This window comes from Advenella sp. EE-W14 (assembly GCF_012923605.1).
Taxonomy (GTDB): Bacteria; Pseudomonadota; Gammaproteobacteria; order Burkholderiales; family Burkholderiaceae_B; genus Advenella; species Advenella alkanexedens.
This window is the reverse complement of sequence record NZ_JAAVNG010000014.1, coordinates 19,878-34,531: the sequence shown is the minus strand read 5'-3', so window position 1 is coordinate 34,531 and position 14,654 is coordinate 19,878. Positions and strand designations below refer to the sequence as shown.

The 14,654-nt window shown below is 49.4% G+C and carries 13 protein-coding genes; 6 read left to right on the top strand and 7 right to left on the bottom strand.

The window, feature by feature from the left end; all coding sequences use genetic code 11:
* Positions 1 to 160: 160 nt before the first annotated feature.
* Positions 161 to 1,309, top strand: a complete 1,149-nt coding sequence (locus tag HCX92_RS13170; protein WP_371808425.1) for a muconate/chloromuconate family cycloisomerase — start codon at positions 161 to 163, stop codon at positions 1,307 to 1,309.
* Positions 1,310 to 1,372: 63 nt separating this feature from the next.
* Positions 1,373 to 2,278, top strand: coding sequence for a catechol 1,2-dioxygenase (catA, locus tag HCX92_RS13165; RefSeq protein WP_169295423.1), 906 nt, complete (start codon positions 1,373 to 1,375; stop codon positions 2,276 to 2,278).
* 131 nt (positions 2,279 to 2,409) lie between these two features.
* Here the strand turns inward: catA and pcaD are convergent, their stop codons facing one another.
* The 3 genes from pcaD to HCX92_RS13150 form a co-directional block, all read right to left on the bottom strand.
* Entirely contained in the window at positions 2,410 to 3,189 is a 780-nt protein-coding gene (pcaD, locus tag HCX92_RS13160; RefSeq protein WP_169295422.1) for a 3-oxoadipate enol-lactonase, read from the bottom strand.
* An 85-nt stretch (positions 3,190 to 3,274) separates the two neighbouring features.
* On the bottom strand, positions 3,275 to 3,550 hold the full coding sequence (gene catC, locus HCX92_RS13155) for a muconolactone Delta-isomerase (RefSeq protein WP_169295421.1): 276 nt from the start codon (positions 3,548 to 3,550) through the stop codon (positions 3,275 to 3,277).
* A gap of 43 nt (positions 3,551 to 3,593) precedes the next feature.
* Positions 3,594 to 4,586 carry a tripartite tricarboxylate transporter substrate binding protein gene (locus HCX92_RS13150; protein ID WP_169295420.1) on the bottom strand — a complete coding sequence of 331 codons (993 nt, stop codon included), beginning with the start codon at positions 4,584 to 4,586 and terminating at the stop codon, positions 3,594 to 3,596.
* Positions 4,587 to 4,749: 163 nt separating this feature from the next.
* Between HCX92_RS13150 and HCX92_RS13145 the strand changes: the two genes are divergently transcribed.
* The 3 genes from HCX92_RS13145 (at position 4,750) to HCX92_RS13135 (ending at position 8,616) form a co-directional block, all read left to right on the top strand.
* Entirely contained in the window at positions 4,750 to 5,640 is an 891-nt protein-coding gene (locus HCX92_RS13145; protein WP_169295419.1) for a LysR family transcriptional regulator, read from the top strand.
* Between the two features lie 68 nt (positions 5,641 to 5,708).
* A complete protein-coding gene (locus tag HCX92_RS13140) occupies positions 5,709 to 7,331 on the top strand; it encodes an acyl-CoA dehydrogenase family protein (protein ID WP_169295418.1) in 1,623 nt (540 codons plus the stop codon).
* A 13-nt stretch (positions 7,332 to 7,344) separates the two neighbouring features.
* Entirely contained in the window at positions 7,345 to 8,616 is a 1,272-nt protein-coding gene (locus HCX92_RS13135; RefSeq protein ID WP_169295417.1) for a solute carrier family 23 protein, read from the top strand.
* Positions 8,617 to 8,696: 80 nt separating this feature from the next.
* Here HCX92_RS13135 and HCX92_RS13130 read toward each other — a convergent pair whose 3' ends face one another.
* The 4 genes from HCX92_RS13130 to HCX92_RS13115 all read right to left on the bottom strand — a co-directional run bounded on the left by HCX92_RS13130 (position 8,697) and on the right by HCX92_RS13115 (position 12,819).
* Complete coding sequence (locus HCX92_RS13130; protein ID WP_169295416.1) at positions 8,697 to 9,029, bottom strand: zinc ribbon domain-containing protein YjdM; 333 nt, start codon at positions 9,027 to 9,029, stop codon at positions 8,697 to 8,699.
* A gap of 19 nt (positions 9,030 to 9,048) precedes the next feature.
* Positions 9,049 to 11,049 (bottom strand): bifunctional chorismate-binding protein/class IV aminotransferase, encoded by a 2,001-nt coding sequence (locus HCX92_RS13125; RefSeq protein WP_169295415.1) that lies wholly within the window; start codon positions 11,047 to 11,049, stop codon positions 9,049 to 9,051.
* A gap of 81 nt (positions 11,050 to 11,130) precedes the next feature.
* Complete coding sequence (locus HCX92_RS13120) at positions 11,131 to 12,147, bottom strand: amino acid ABC transporter substrate-binding protein (RefSeq protein WP_169295414.1); 1,017 nt, start codon at positions 12,145 to 12,147, stop codon at positions 11,131 to 11,133.
* Positions 12,148 to 12,333: 186 nt separating this feature from the next.
* The gene (locus HCX92_RS13115; RefSeq protein ID WP_169295413.1) at positions 12,334 to 12,819 is read right to left on the bottom strand and encodes a DUF411 domain-containing protein; all 486 of its coding nucleotides are present in this window, start codon (positions 12,817 to 12,819) and stop codon (positions 12,334 to 12,336) included.
* A 218-nt stretch (positions 12,820 to 13,037) separates the two neighbouring features.
* On the opposite strand from HCX92_RS13115, the gene HCX92_RS13110 reads away from it, so the two are divergent.
* Complete coding sequence (locus HCX92_RS13110) at positions 13,038 to 14,549, top strand: acetyl-CoA hydrolase/transferase family protein (protein ID WP_169295412.1); 1,512 nt, start codon at positions 13,038 to 13,040, stop codon at positions 14,547 to 14,549.
* Positions 14,550 to 14,654 lie beyond the last annotated feature (105 nt).

Below are 14,654 nucleotides of genomic sequence, written 5' to 3'. Positions count from 1 at the left end.
AGGACTAGAATCCTAGTCCTTGCGCCCAATAAAAAACCGCTATTCCCTGTAAGGGATAGCGGTTTTTTTAATGATGCATACTCATACCTTTTTGGTATGAATTGCAATAAATTCCGTATTAGACCCATCAGGCTTGTGCTTATATACTCTTGAAATATTAATGAAAAGCAGTATTTCATCAGAGGAAAAGATGGACGCAACGATTGTTGAAGTTAATACCCGGATTTTGGATATCCCTACCATCAGGCCACACAAAATGTCTGTGGCTACCATGCATTGCCAAAGCATTGTGCTGGTGCGCATCAAGACTTCTGATGGCATTGAAGGTATTGGAGAGGCCACGACCATTGGTGGCTTGAATTATGGTGGCGAAAGCCCTGAAAGCATCAAGACAAATATTGACAGTTATTTTGCGCCTCTTATTGTTGGTCAATCAGCCACTAAACTGGCGGCCTTGCGCAAACTGATCAATAAAACCATTAAAGACAATCGTTTTGCCAAGTGCGCGATAGAAACGGCTTTATACGATGCCTATGCCAAACGTCTTGGCATTCCGCTGAATGCCCTGTTCGGTGGTGTGGTTGCCAATGAAATCAAAGTGGCCTGGACGCTGGCCAGTGGCGATACGCAAAAAGATATTGCCGAAGCAGAGCAGATGTTGGAAACACGTCGGCACAATATATTCAAACTGAAAATTGGCATGCGCTCACCCAAAGACGATATCAAGCATATCGCTGCCATCAGGAAGGCTGTGGGTGATGATGTCAGCATTCGTGTTGATATCAATCAGGGCTGGTCTGAAACCCAGACAGTACAAAACCTGCGTGCTTTGGCTGATGTGGGTGTAGAGCTGGTGGAACAGCCGATTCATGAGAAAAACCTGGCGGGTATGCAACGCTTGACGGCGCTGGGCATTGTACCAATTATGGCCGATGAGTCCCTGAAAGGTCCGGAAGATGGGTTTACGCTTGCTTCACAGCATTGTGCCAATGTGTTCGCCATCAAGATTGAGCAGGCCGGTGGTTTGCAGCATGCCCGTGATTTGATTGGTATTGCGCAAGCGGCTGATATTGCCTTGTATGGTGGTACGATGCTTGAAGGATCTATTGCAACCATTGCAGCAGCCCATTTGTTTGCGACCTTGAACAATCTCGAGTGGGGGACTGAATTGTTTGGACCGCTTCTGTTGAAAGATGAGATTCTGGCAACACCGCTGGATTACAGTAATTTCACCCTGAAAATCCCAACCGGTCCGGGTCTGGGCATCAGTCTGGACGATGATAAGGTGAATTTTTACACACGCAAATAACGGCTATATAAGCGTTAAACATTTATTGAAATTTTTTATCACTTCGCAAAAGGAAGAGACATTATGAGTAAAGAGTCCGTTGCCGCGTTGCTGGCACAAATGCAGGCTACCGAGTCCCCCGTTGCCGATGAGCGCATCAAGGCAATCATCAATCGTATCATTAGCGATTTGTTCAATACGATCGAAGATTTTGATATTACCCCCAGCGAGTTCTGGACAGCATTGAATTTCCTGGCCAACAGTGGTCAGGAGTATGGCCTGATCGCAGCTGGTCTGGGTTTTGAGCGCTTGCTTGATATCCGTTTGGATGAGGAAGAGGCTGCTGCCGGTATTACCGGTGGTACACCACGTACTATTGAAGGACCTTTGTATGTGGCCGGTGCACCAGAATCCGTAGGATTTGCCCGTCTGGACAAGGATGGTGAGATTGGTGAGCCGCTGGTGATGGAAGGTGTGGTGCGTGATGAGGCAGGTAATCCGCTGAAAAACGCTTTGGTTGAAGTATGGCATGCCAACCACTTGGGCAATTATTCCCACTTCGATCCTTCACAGGAAGAGTTTAACCTGCGTCGCAGTATTCGTACCGATGAAAACGGCCGTTACTGTTTCCGCAGTGTGCTGCCCGTTGGATACAGTGTTCCTCCCGGTGGCGCAACCGATGTGATCCTGAAAAAACTGGGTCGTCATGGTCATCGTCCTGCACACATTCACTTCTTTGTGACCGCTGAAGGCCAGCGCAAGCTGACAACCCAGATCAATATTGATGGTGATCCATACCTGTGGGATGACTTCGCTTTTGCAACCCGTGAGGGATTGGTTCCTGAGGTCAAGAAAGAGTCTGATCCTGAAGTGATCAAGAAATATGACATGAATGGCCCATTCTCTCATATCGAATTCAACTTTGATCTGCATGCCGATCGCCAGAATTTGATCAGTACTGAAGTAACCCGCGCTCGCGCACAAGCTTAATGTTCGCACCTTTTCAGCATGGCTGGGAAGGTGCTTGCCATAAAGGCAGTTTGAGCAAATCGTTTTTTCTGCAACAATGCCGGCATATTCTGTTTAAACAGATATGCCGGCATTGTTGTCATGGCAGGGAGTTATCTCTTCAGAAAGTCTTCCAGGGCACGATTGAAGGCTTCACTGGCTTCAATATTGGACAAGTGTGAGGCATCCAGATCAACCCGTTTTGATCCGGCAATTTTTTCTGCCATCGCATCGGCATCGGCCACGGTGGTTACCGGATCATGGCTTCCAGCCACAATCAGGGTAGGCGTTTTGATCAGTGCGATTTTTTCACGTAAATCGGCTTTGGCCAAAGCATCGCAACATGAGGCATAGCCTTCGGCGTCCGTCTGGCGCAAGCCGTTAATCAGCGCATTAACACTAGCCGGGTTGGCCTGTACGAAGCCTTCGGTAAACCAGCGGCCGGCAGAACCATCGGCGACCGGATTCATGCCTTCAGAACGAACCAGAGCGGCCCGATCATTCCAGCCAGCTTCCTGGCCGATTTTGGCAGCGGTGTTGCACACCACCAGTTTATCCAGTTTTTCAGGAGCATGAATGCCCAGCCACTGTCCAATCAGACCACCCATTGAAATGCCGCAAAAACTGAACTTTTCGATGCCCAGGGCCTGGGTGATTTGCAGCACATCATTGCCCAGTTGTTCAAGCGTATAAGGGCCTTTGTTTTTGACGGATTCACCATGCCCACGGGTATCGTAGCTCAAGACACGATAGTTTTTGCTGAAATAGTCCACCTGTTTGGCCCACATGCTGTGGGTGGTACCCAGGGAGTTTGAGAAAAATAGAACCGGGGTGTTTTCGGGACCGTTCAACTCGTAGTTGAAGGTTTCATTATTAATCTGGATAGAGCTCATAAATGTTCCTGTTGCTGAAAAACAAAACAGCAAACCGGGTTTGAAGTTTGCTGTTATAAGATGACTGGGGTGACAAGCAGGTGGGTTAAATGGCCGAAGGATGTCGGCACAGGGCCGTTACCTTGATATCCATGTACGGGAACAGGGGCAGGCCAGACAGCAATGTGTGCAGTTCTTCATTGCTTTCCACATCAAAAATACTGACGTTTTTATATTCGCCCACCACGCGCCAGATGTAAGCCCATTTGCCGGAGCGTTGCAGTTCCTGTGAGTATGCCTTTTCAGTAGCCTTGATTTCATTGGCCACTTCCTCGGGCATATCGTGAGGAATATTAACGTTCATTTCAACCATGTATAGCATATGCGTTCCTTTAAAAAAGATAGTCCATGAGTATTCATTTTACTCAGTTCGCGGAAATTCCCGTGTCTTTGATGATTTTTTGCCATTTGGTGGTTTCATCCTGCAGGTAAGCTTTCAGTTCTTCAGGTGTGCTGCCGATTTTTTCCGCACCAATCGTGGCAAAGGTGGTTTTGACCTTTTCTGAGTCCATGGCGTTTAACATGGCTTTATTCAGTGTCTGGATAACGTCGTCGGGCGTGCCGGCTGGCGCAAAGGTGGCAAACCAAGGGGTCAATTCATAGCCTTTCAGCCCGCTTTCTGCAACCGTGGGCAGGTCGGGCAGGGTGGAAGAGCGTTTATCGGTTGTAATGGCCAGTGCCTTGAGTTTGCCTGCATCAATATGGGGTTTGGCAGAGGTAATGCTGTCAAACATGTAATCCACCTGTCCACCCAGTAAATCGGTGACAGCCGGGCCACTGCCACGGTATGGAACATGTAGCATGTCCAGTTTGCCCAGGTAAGTAAACAATGCACCCGCCAGGTGAATGGAAGTGCCCACACCTGCCGAGGCGTAGGTGTATTTACCGGGGTTTTCTTTGCTCTGTTCAATCACGTCCTTGACTGAGTTGACATCATTGCGGCTATCCTGGGTGACCAGAATATTGGGGACGGCGGCCAGCAGGGAAATGGGGGAAAAGTCCTTGATGGGGTCGTAAGTGAGTTGTTTGTATAATGAGGGGTTGACTGCCATGCCGTTGGCAACAATCATGATGGTATAACCATCGGGTTTGGCACTGGCAACTTGCGCAGCACCAATATTGCCGCCTGCACCGGGTTTATTTTCAACCACAATAGATTGGCCCAGTTCCTGGCTCATGGCTTCACCCAGCGTGCGGGCAATAACATCCATGGCACCACCGGGCGGGAAGGGAACAATCCAGGAAATCGGACGCTCGGGGTAGGCGGCCAGCGCGCTATTGGAAAGAGCAAGCAAACTGCCGGCAGTGGCAAGTGTTAATATTTTTTTTGCCACAAATGAACGATTGCGGTTTGGCATCAGGGAAATCTCCGGAATTAAGGTATGGAATATATCCTGTCACAGGGAATGACTGAATGGGATATAGCCATATGATTTAATGTAGATGAAATAATTATCCTTGTAGTTTTTTCTGCTGTCTAAGACTATATTTGTAGGTGTCAATACTTTAAAGGTATGGGTTATGGAGTTAAGACAAATTCGGTACTTTCATTGTGTTGCACGGGAACTTAGTTTTACCCGGGCGGCCAAGTTACTGCATATCGCGCAGCCGCCGTTAAGCAGACAAATCAAACTACTGGAGGAAGAACTGGGGGTCAAGGTCTTCGAGCGCCAGGGGCGTGGAATCCGTCTTACTGATGCGGGCAAGTACTTTATGGATCATACCCAGAAAATGACCCAGCAGCTGGAAGAGACCATCAAGGCTACGCAACGGATCGGCAAGAAAGACCGTGTCTGGTTTGGTGTGGGGTTTGTGCCTTCCACGCTTTATGGCTACATGCCTGATTTTATCCGTGCTTTAAGGGAATTGAGTGCGCAGGTGGAAATCGGTCTGGTGGAAATGACGACCTTGCAACAGTTTGAAGCCTTGAAAATGGGACGTATTGATCTTGGTATCGGGCGGATCAAATTAAGCGATCCTGAAATTGCACGTGTGGTGCTGCGTGATGAATCCCTGGTGGTGGCTGTGCCCAGATATCACCGGTTGGCCAGTGTGGCGGGGGTTGGGGTCAATGAAATCTTGCAGGAATCACTGATTGTGTATCCGGCCGCTCCTCGTCCCAGTTATGCGGACCATGTTCTGGATTTGTTCAGTCAGCATGGGTATGTGCCCAATGTCGTGCAGGAAGTCAACGAGTTGCAAACGGCGATTGGCCTGGTGGCCGCCGGTATCGGTATTGCGCTGGTTCCCGAGTCGGTGAGACGATTGTTGCGTGACGATGTGGTTTATATTGACTTTCAGGCGGTTGGGTTCACTTCACCGATCATGATGAGTTGGCGTAAAAATGATGAGTCAGGACTCTTGAAAGACGTTGTGGCGCTGGCTAAAAACATGGCAATGGAATATAAGTAAGAATATAAGTAAATAAGTAAAGCAGTCATCAACAGGAAATACCTGGGGTGTTTTCAAAGGAGGTTGATATGCGGCATGAACAGATTTCAGACAATCAAGTCACGGGTTTGTGCAATTACAATATTTTTGACTCTGATCCTGCATTAAAAGAAGCCCTTAGATCCCTGGGCGCTTCATGGGCCTTGGAAGATTGCCAGGAATATGGTGCCCTGATGGGGTCTGCCCCCTTATTGCAACATGCGGTCAATGCCAATAAGCATCCACCGCAGCTCAGGATGTTGAAGCAGGCGGATCATCAAACGGCCACCATTTCTTTTCATGACAGTTGGCACGAGCTGTTACGCAACCTGTTTCAACAGGGCGTTCATGCCGATGCCTGGCAAAGCAATGCCCATGTCAGACGGGCGGCATTGTTTTATTTGCATGGTCAAACCGAAGCGGGCAGTCTGTGTCCGGTTACCATGACCTTTGCGTCCATTCCTGCCTTGAAATATGAGTCCTGGTTTGAGATGCTGGTACCGCATTTGTACAGTCGGGAATACGATGCGTCCGATCAACCCCTGGAAGGCAAGAAAGGCATGATGATTGGCATGGGCATGACCGAAAAACAGGGAGGATCCGATGTCCGTGCCAATACCACGATTGCAGAACCATCAGGTCAGTTCGCACACACCCAGACTTATCGCCTGAATGGGCATAAATGGTTTTTTTCTTCGCCACTTTCCGATGCCCATCTGGTTCTGGCGCAATCAAAAGGCGAGTTAAGTTGTTTTTATGTACCGCGCTGGTGCCCCGATGGCCAACTGAACGGAGTACAAATACAGGCGCTTAAAGACAAAATGGGTAACCGCTCCAATGCCAGTGCCGAAGTTTTGCTGCAAAACGCCTGGGCCTTGCCTGTCGGTGAGCCAGGGCGGGGCATACAGGCCATTATTAAAATGGTGGCTCAAACCAGGCTTGACTGTGTATTGGGTAGTGCGGCTTTGTTACGCCAGGCAGTGGTGCAGGCCGTATATCATGCCCGACACAGAAGGGTATTCGGTAAGAGACTGGTTGAGCAGCCTTTGATGCAAATGGTCTTGTGTGATCTTGTACTGGAAAGCGAGGCGGCCATGTGGTTGTCCATGGTGCTTGCGCATGCGATGGAAAACCGGCATTCAGACCTGTCCCGAGCCTATGCACGCATTGTGACGCCTGCGGCCAAGTTCTGGGTATGCAAGCGGGCGGTTGAAACGGTTGCTGAATGCATGGAAGTCTGGGGCGGTAATGGTTATGTGGAAGACGGCCCCATGCCGCGTTTGCTGCGTGAGGCACCGGTTAACTCAATTTGGGAGGGTTCAGGCAATGTAATGTGCCTGGATGTCTTGCGGGCTTTACGCAACGAGCCCGAGTTGACAGAGATCTTGCTGGGCAATCTTTCCGCTGAGGCGGGCATGCATGCTTTGTTGAGCCAGGCGATCAACACGCTCAAGATGCGTTTGCGTCATGATGCCCATGAGCTTGAGTACGGTGCCCGGCAGGTGGTGCAGGAACTGATTTTGCTGGCGCAAGCCACCCTGATGTGTCATTATGCGCCTTCGTATGTTGCCGATGCCTTTATTCAAAGCCGGTTTTCACCGGGTGGGCGTATTGTCGGGGCGCATGTTTATGCCGATCCCCAGGAAATACTGAAAAGGGCTGTGGTTTTTTGAAGGATGTATTTAAATGAAGTACCAACTGGATGATAAACCCCGTGCATTTCCCATGCTGATGTATGGGTTGCAGTGGTTTAGTATCGCGGTACCTTCTTTGCTTATTATTGGCAGTGTGGTGGCGGTTTTGCAGGGGCGGGATGTTTTTGCCCAGATCATGTATATGCAAAAACTGTTTGCCGTATGCGGGCTTGTCATGTTTGTGCAAGTGTTGTGGGGGCACAGGCTGCCCCTGATCGTGGGCCCCGCATCGGTATTGCTGTTGGGTGTTGTGGCGGGAACCGGTTCTGAGGCGGCCATCTATACCGCCATAGGAACCGGGGGTGCTTGCATTGCCTTATTGGCCTTTAGTGGCGGGTTGAGTAAAATCCAGAAAATTTTTACGCCCCGGGTAGTGGTGGTTATTTTGGTTTTGGTGGCGATTACCCTGTCACCGCTCATTTTGCATTTATCCATGGGTGAAACCGGCCCGGCAGCCGGTAATCTGGTCTTTGCCATTTCATTAACGCTCATAATGTTGGTGGGTAACAGGTGGCTGGCGGGTGTCTGGAAATCCATGGTGGTTTTGCTGGGTCTGGTGCTGGGCTCGCTGGTGTATTTTAGTCTTGCCGGCTGGCCTGGCAGTTTGCCTGCGGTGTTACCCCGGGCAGAAACGGGTGCCCTGTTTGTGACTTCGTTGGTGTGGCAGCCCGAGTTTGATGCGCCAACCCTGTTGGCATTTTTCTTCAGTTTTATTGCTCTCATGATTAATGAACTGGGTTCCATCCAGGGGGTAGGTGCCATGCTGGGTGCTCATAATATGCCCGAGCGTAGCAAAAAGGGAGTAGGCGTCACCGGGCTGGGTAATATGATTGCTGGTTTTTTTGGTGTGATTGGTCCAATTGATTACTCCATGAGCCCGGGCGTGATTGCGGCTACCCAATGTGCTTCGCGTTATCCGTTGGTGCTGGCAGGATTGCTGTTGGTGCTATGTTCATGGGTGCCGGATATTATCGGTTTCATGACCCTGATACCTGCCGTTGTTATGGGGGCAGCGTTATTGTATGTGATGTCGGCACAATTGGCGGCATCTTTGCAAATGCTGGTCCGGGAAAAGGGCGTTGTTGATTTTTACAGTGGCGTAACCATCGCTTTTCCGGTCATGCTTTCTATTCTGATTGCTTTTCTGCCCCCCGAGGTGGTGGCGCAGATTCCTGCCATGGCACGACCCATAGCTGGTAATGGTTTTATCATGGGGTGTATTGTGGTGTTATTGCTTGAGCATACCCTGAACCGTCAGCCTTAGTTTTTGCCCGTTGTCGGCTGCAGCAGCTGCTCATGCTTTTCCATGATGTAAAGCCTGCTCATGGAAAAGCATATCTGTCTTTAAATTTTTTTCAGAAATTCGGACTTCAGCATCATGTTGCTGCCTTCAATCTTGCAGGCAATGTCATGGTCACCGTCTACGATACGGATGTTTTTAACCTTGGTACCTTGTTTGATGACCTGTGATGAACCCTTGATTTTCAGATCCTTGATCAGGGTGACACTGTCGCCATCTTGCAAAACGGTGCCATTGCTGTCTTTAACCACGCGCCCTTCTTCAGCCTGGGCCTGTTCGCCCTCAAGCCATTCATGCCCACATTCAGGGCAAACCCATTGTATGCCATCGTTGTAAGTCAGTTCAGAAGTGCATTGTGGACAGGGGGGAAAGCTCATGGATTGTTTCCTTTGGTTATTAAGCGTTAAAATCGTTTAAGTGTAGCAATTTTACTGGGATAATTCCCCTAAGTGCATTAACGGCCAGAATAATTTCAGCGTTTTCCACTTGCTCGCGGGTAATGGTTTTTTCTGTTACCGTCCATGCCGCGTTAGTGGGATGTGCGTTTGCGGGAGTATGAGCGGCAAGCCAATGCGCTGGATTTTGCATGATTTGTTCGCGCATCACGCTGCGCAAAATATCCAGCTCCAGTGGCGGCGTCTGCCATTGGCCCTGATGGTAAATGAAAATGCTGCTGCGCGCGCCTTCGAGCAGAAAACCATCCTGATTAAAACAAAGACTGTCAAAGGCCTGATGTTGTATGGCCCGGTGCATGTGTTCATCGTATGGTTGACGGTGGCTGGTTTTGTAACGACGCAAAAAATCCTGATTGGGAAAGCAAACCGGGGCAATGATCACGCTTTGCTTTTCTTGTGCAAGGGGCTCCAGCGCGGCATGCTGAATGCTCAGGGAACCATTGTCATGTAAACTGGCCTTAACCCGATAGCCCAGGGGATGTCCGGTGTTTTTATCTTGCCGCTGCAATTGACTGAAGTGGCTGGTGAGCTGTTGACGCACGCTTGCTTCATGAAAGACAAATCCCAGCTCATGGGCGGAACGTTTCAGGCGTGATAAATGGGCTTCAAGAAGGAGACATTTTCCCTGCTCATACAGCATGGTTTCAAACAGAGTGAAATCAATGGGCAGGCTTTGTAAAAAACGGTATTTCCAGTGACATTCTTCATATTCGCTTTCAGCGGTGCTGTCATACACGATACCCGATCCCACTCCCATGATACCGGTAAAGTGAAGCGGTGAGGGCAGGGTGTTGGCTGTGGGTGTGGGTCGTGTGGTTTTGTCTGGCGTTGACTCTGTCAGATTTAAGGTTCGGATGACAACATTGAGTTTGCCACAAAAGCCCAGTCCGCCCTCGCAGGGCTCGAGATAGCCGATACTGCCGGTATACAGGCCACGGTCACGCCGTTCATATTTGGCAATCAGTTCCATACTTCTTTTTTTAGGCGCGCCGGTAATGGACCCGCACGGAAAGAGTGCCTGAAAAATATCACCCATATGGGTATTGGGTTTTGCCTGGGCATAAATGGGGGTGGTCATTTGCAATACCGGACCAAACGGTGTGACTTTAAAAAGTTCGGGTACCTTCACACCATTTGGCACGGCAACTTTACTTAGGTCATTACGCAGTAAATCAACGATCATGACATTTTCCGCCCGGTTTTTGGGGTCGGCCTGCAGTGCTTTGGCACGGGCGTCGTTCCGGCCATCATCCAGAGCGGGTACCGTGCCTTTCATGGGCTCGGTATGAATGCTCCCATCGTGGCGGATGTCCAGAAACAGTTCAGGTGAAAAGCAGAGGGTCCAGCAGGCACTGGGTGCTGTTTCATTGCCTGTGTGAGCGGATGATGCGGGCAGGCAGGCCAGGGCCCCGTATGGCACGGCTTGTTTTGCCCGTAATTTCTGATAGAGCTTAAAGGGCGAGCCATAGGTTTGAAAATGCAGCTGGGTGGTATAGTTGATTTGGTAAACTTCACCAGCGGCAATGTCTTGCCGGATCTGTTCGATGCTTTCAATGTAATCGGCCTGGTTCTGCGCCAGCGTTGGTCGTAACAGGCCGGCGGGTTCTTCAGGACTGAACTGGGCATGTAACCACGCCTGGATGGCTTCCAGGTTGTTGAGTACGGTTTTTTTGGTAAACCAGAGAACCTGCAGGGCATGTTGCGCTTGCGTAAAAGTGCCCGTGTCTGGCAGCTCTGTTTTTTTTAGCCCGATTATGTCCTGACCCAAACCATAGGGCGCCCACACAATGGCATGCCGGTTTTTTTGCCAGCCCTGCAGCAGCAGGGATTGCAAGTGCCCGAGGTCATCGGCTTTTATGCTGTCAGTGTGAACCAGTTGTTCGTGCAGCAGTCCGGTTTGGGTAACCGCATCATCCAGAAGAACAAAAAAAGGGGGGTGCATACGTAAATCACTGCCACAAAAAAGGTATTATAGCTTGTGGCAGTGTTGACGTTTAAGTTTGCCGTATTAAATGCAAACGGCTTACCTTACAGGCAGGCCATATAACAGGCCGCCTTCATTCCATTGGGCATTCAGGCCGCGCTTGATTTTAAGCGGGCTGTCCTGACCCACATTGCGCTCAAAGCTTTCACCATAATTGCCAACCTGTTTAATGATGTTGTAAGCCCACTTTTCATCCAATCCCAGGTTTTTGCCGGCACCGGGTGTCACGCCCAGCAAACGCTGCACATTGGGATTGGTGCTTTGGAGTGCTTCATCAACATTGGCAGAAGTCAGTCCCAGCTCTTCGGCGTTGATGAGGGCTTGTAAAGTCCATTTGACAATATTCAGCCACTGGTCATCACCCTGGCGTACAAATGGGCCCAATGGCTCTTTGGAAATGATTTCCGTCAGGACCTCGTAGTCATCGGGGTTGCTTAATTTTGAAATACGGATGGAAGCCAGGCCTGAGGCATCGGTGGTGAATACATCACAACGGCCTGCCGCAAAGGCATTGACGACTTCATTGAACTGGTCAAATACAACGGGGGTGTATTTAATATTGTTGGCGCGTGCCCAGTCGGCCATCGTGTTTTCATTGGACGTGCCGGTTTGCATGCAAACGGTGGCACCATCCAGCTCCTTGGCATTTTTAACGCCCAGCTTTTTGGGTACCAAAAAGCCCTGGCCATCATAAAAGTTGATGCCGGCACCCAAAATGCCCAGTGCGGTATCACGCTGTTGGGTAATGGTCGTGTTGCGGGTCAGAACATCGACCTCGCCCGATTGCAGGGCGGTAAAACGCTGCTGGGAATTCAGGGGGACTGCCTTGAATTTGTTGGCATCACCCAAAACAGCCGCTGCAATTGATTTGCACAGATCCACATCAAGCCCTTCCCACTCGCCTTTGGCATTGGGGGCCGAAAAACCGGCAAATCCGGTGGTGGTACCACACAGAACCTCACCGCGCTGTTTGATGGTGTCCAGCGTGGATGCCTGTGCCGTTTGAGCACCGGCAATCAGTGCAAAAGCGGCCAGCGTATATGTCAATGTTTTCATTTTTCAGGAACTCCTTTGTTTACATTTGCAGGATCAGATGGTCAAACCATACCGAAGAACCAGCTGTTTTGGAACGAAATTTTTATTGCTTGGTTATTACCCGATTTTATAAGGTTATTGGGTTTTATCATTGGAATTCGGGCAGAGCACCGAATTAAAACCGGCAGCCCGCCCGGCAGGCGGTGCTTAGTTGGGATGCAAGTGGGTGGCCTGTCCGTTTTTATGAAGTATGTACGTTCTTTGCGCAGTGTTGGTGGGGACACTGTTTTTTGTCTTGGCCTTGGGAGGCTGGGCTTGCAGGGTGGGATTGATCAACCCGATAATATCGGGTTGGCTCTGGAGCATGTCTATCACATCCCGGGCAGGAACCGGTCCTTCAAGCACGTAAGGCCCTGCCTGGGCTGTTTGGCATGAAGCCAGCTCATCAGGAATGCCGAATTGTCTGCGGTACATCGTTGTATCAGGAACGGTTTGGATATTCAGGTGAAAACCCGAATGTTGCATCTCTTGTGCCCATTGTTTGCAGCAGTTGCAACTTGCCGTTTGCCAGATATTAATCGTGGGTACTGATTGGGCTGGTGCTACAATGGGGGCCAGCAATGCCATGCAAAGCAAGGTTTTGAGCATTGTTTTTCGGCTTACCAGAATGAAATCGTATGTTGTCGGATTCATTTTGTGTCTCGCATGTCTCAGGTTGTTTTTATGATAATCAGCTTGTGATGTTACCCTTGATTCTATTGATTTTCATCAAATCAATATAACATATTGTTGCAATTGGAGTGTATTTGTAAGCAAGAGGGTGTATTACCGATTATAAAGTGAAGTGTGCATTTATTGATGCATTATTTTATTACGCGCAGTATTGCGTTTTTTTTTCGTGAAGTAAAAATATGTCAACTAATTCAAGAATAAAATGTGCTGCATTGCAAAACCGAGTGATGAGTGCGGATGAGGCAGCTAAATTAATTCCGTCCGGTGTTAATGTCGGCATGAGCGGTTTTACCGGTGCCGGCTATCCCAAAGCCATTCCGCTTGCATTGGCCAAGCACATCAAATCGGTTCATGATCAGGGCAAACCGTTTCGTATCAGCGTCTGGACAGGCGCTTCAACCGCCCCTGAGCTGGACGGTGTTCTGGCAGAGGTTGATGGCATTGAAATGCGTTTACCCTATCAGTCTGATCCCGTTTGCCGTCAGAAAATCAATTCAGGCCAAATGAATTACATGGATATTCACCTGTCACATGTCGCTCAGTTTGCCTGGTTTGGTTTTTTTGGAAAACTGGATATTGCGGTTATTGAAGTTGCGGGCATTTTGGAGGATGGTCGTTTGATTCCTGCCGCCTCTGTGGGTAACAATAAAACCTGGATTGACCAGGCAGACAAGGTTATTATTGAAGTCAACCATAAATTAAGTGAAAAGCTCGAGGGCATGCACGATATTTACTATGGTACGGCTTTGCCGCCCAATCGCAAGCCCATCATGATGGCCGAGCCCGACCAGCGAATTGGCGAGCCTTATCTGCGTTGCCCCTTGGATAAGATTATTGCGGTTGTTGAAACCAATGAAACAGACCGGGTCAACAAGTTTACCGAGCCCGATGAAACCTCCAAACGCATTGCCAAACATATTCTGGCGTTTTTTAGCCAGGAAGTGGCAGCAGGTCGTTTGCCCAAGAACCTGTTGCCCTTGCAATCCGGGGTGGGCAATATTGCCAATGCCGTGATGGCTGGTCTTAATGAAGGTGAGTTTGAAAATCTGAAGGCGTTTACCGAAGTGATCCAGGATGGCATGCTGGACATGATCAAATCCGGAAAACTCGTTAGCGCCTCTGCTACAGCCTTGTCTTTAAGCGCCGACGGGCTTAAAGAGTTAAATGATAATATCGATTTTTATCGTGAACGTATCCTTTTGCGTACCCAGGAAATCAGCAATCACCCTGAAATTGTGCGGCGTCTTGGCATTATCGCCATTAATGGCATGATCGAGGCCGATATCTATGGTAATGTGAATTCAACGCATATTATGGGAAGCAGTATCATGAACGGCATTGGCGGTTCGGGTGACTTTGCCCGCAATGGTTATATGTCATTCTTTGTGACCCCCTCAACAGCCAAAGACGGTGCCATTTCCGCGATTGTCCCCATGGTTTCTCACGTAGACCACACTGAGCATGATGTCCAGATCATCGTGACCGAACAGGGACTGGCCGATTTGCGAGGCCTGTCACCACGTCAGCGCGCAATTTGCATCATCGAAAACTGTGCGCATCCTGATTACAAGGCAGCTTTGCTTGATTATTTTGAGCGGGCCTGCAATTCAGGACGTGGGATCCATACGCCACATGTTTTGTCAGAAGCCTTGAGCTGGCATGACCGCTATGAAAAAACCGGTCATATGTAAACCGGTTTGGCAGCTTTGCCATGATCCCGCATGATTCATGCACAATAAAAAGACATGCTTAACAAGCATGTCTTTTTATTGTGGGGCGCGGGAAAGTTGTCAGGC

Bases quoted from the DNA above. Each gene is read 5' to 3' on its own strand.
- HCX92_RS13170 (WP_371808425.1), top strand. From the start codon at position 161: ATGAAAAGCAGTATTTCATCAGAGGAAAAGATGGACGCAACGATTGTT.
- catA (WP_169295423.1), top strand. From the start codon at position 1,373: ATGAGTAAAGAGTCCGTTGCCGCGTTGCTGGCACAAATGCAGGCTACC.
- pcaD (WP_169295422.1), bottom strand. From the start codon at position 3,189: ATGAGCTCTATCCAGATTAATAATGAAACCTTCAACTACGAGTTGAAC.
- catC (WP_169295421.1), bottom strand. From the start codon at position 3,550: ATGCTATACATGGTTGAAATGAACGTTAATATTCCTCACGATATGCCC.
- HCX92_RS13150 (WP_169295420.1), bottom strand. From the start codon at position 4,586: ATGCCAAACCGCAATCGTTCATTTGTGGCAAAAAAAATATTAACACTT.
- HCX92_RS13145 (WP_169295419.1), top strand. From the start codon at position 4,750: ATGGAGTTAAGACAAATTCGGTACTTTCATTGTGTTGCACGGGAACTT.
- HCX92_RS13140 (WP_169295418.1), top strand. From the start codon at position 5,709: ATGCGGCATGAACAGATTTCAGACAATCAAGTCACGGGTTTGTGCAAT.
- HCX92_RS13135 (WP_169295417.1), top strand. From the start codon at position 7,345: ATGAAGTACCAACTGGATGATAAACCCCGTGCATTTCCCATGCTGATG.
- HCX92_RS13130 (WP_169295416.1), bottom strand. From the start codon at position 9,029: ATGAGCTTTCCCCCCTGTCCACAATGCACTTCTGAACTGACTTACAAC.
- HCX92_RS13125 (WP_169295415.1), bottom strand. From the start codon at position 11,049: ATGCACCCCCCTTTTTTTGTTCTTCTGGATGATGCGGTTACCCAAACC.
- HCX92_RS13120 (WP_169295414.1), bottom strand. From the start codon at position 12,147: ATGAAAACATTGACATATACGCTGGCCGCTTTTGCACTGATTGCCGGT.
- HCX92_RS13115 (WP_169295413.1), bottom strand. From the start codon at position 12,819: ATGAATCCGACAACATACGATTTCATTCTGGTAAGCCGAAAAACAATG.
- HCX92_RS13110 (WP_169295412.1), top strand. From the start codon at position 13,038: ATGTCAACTAATTCAAGAATAAAATGTGCTGCATTGCAAAACCGAGTG.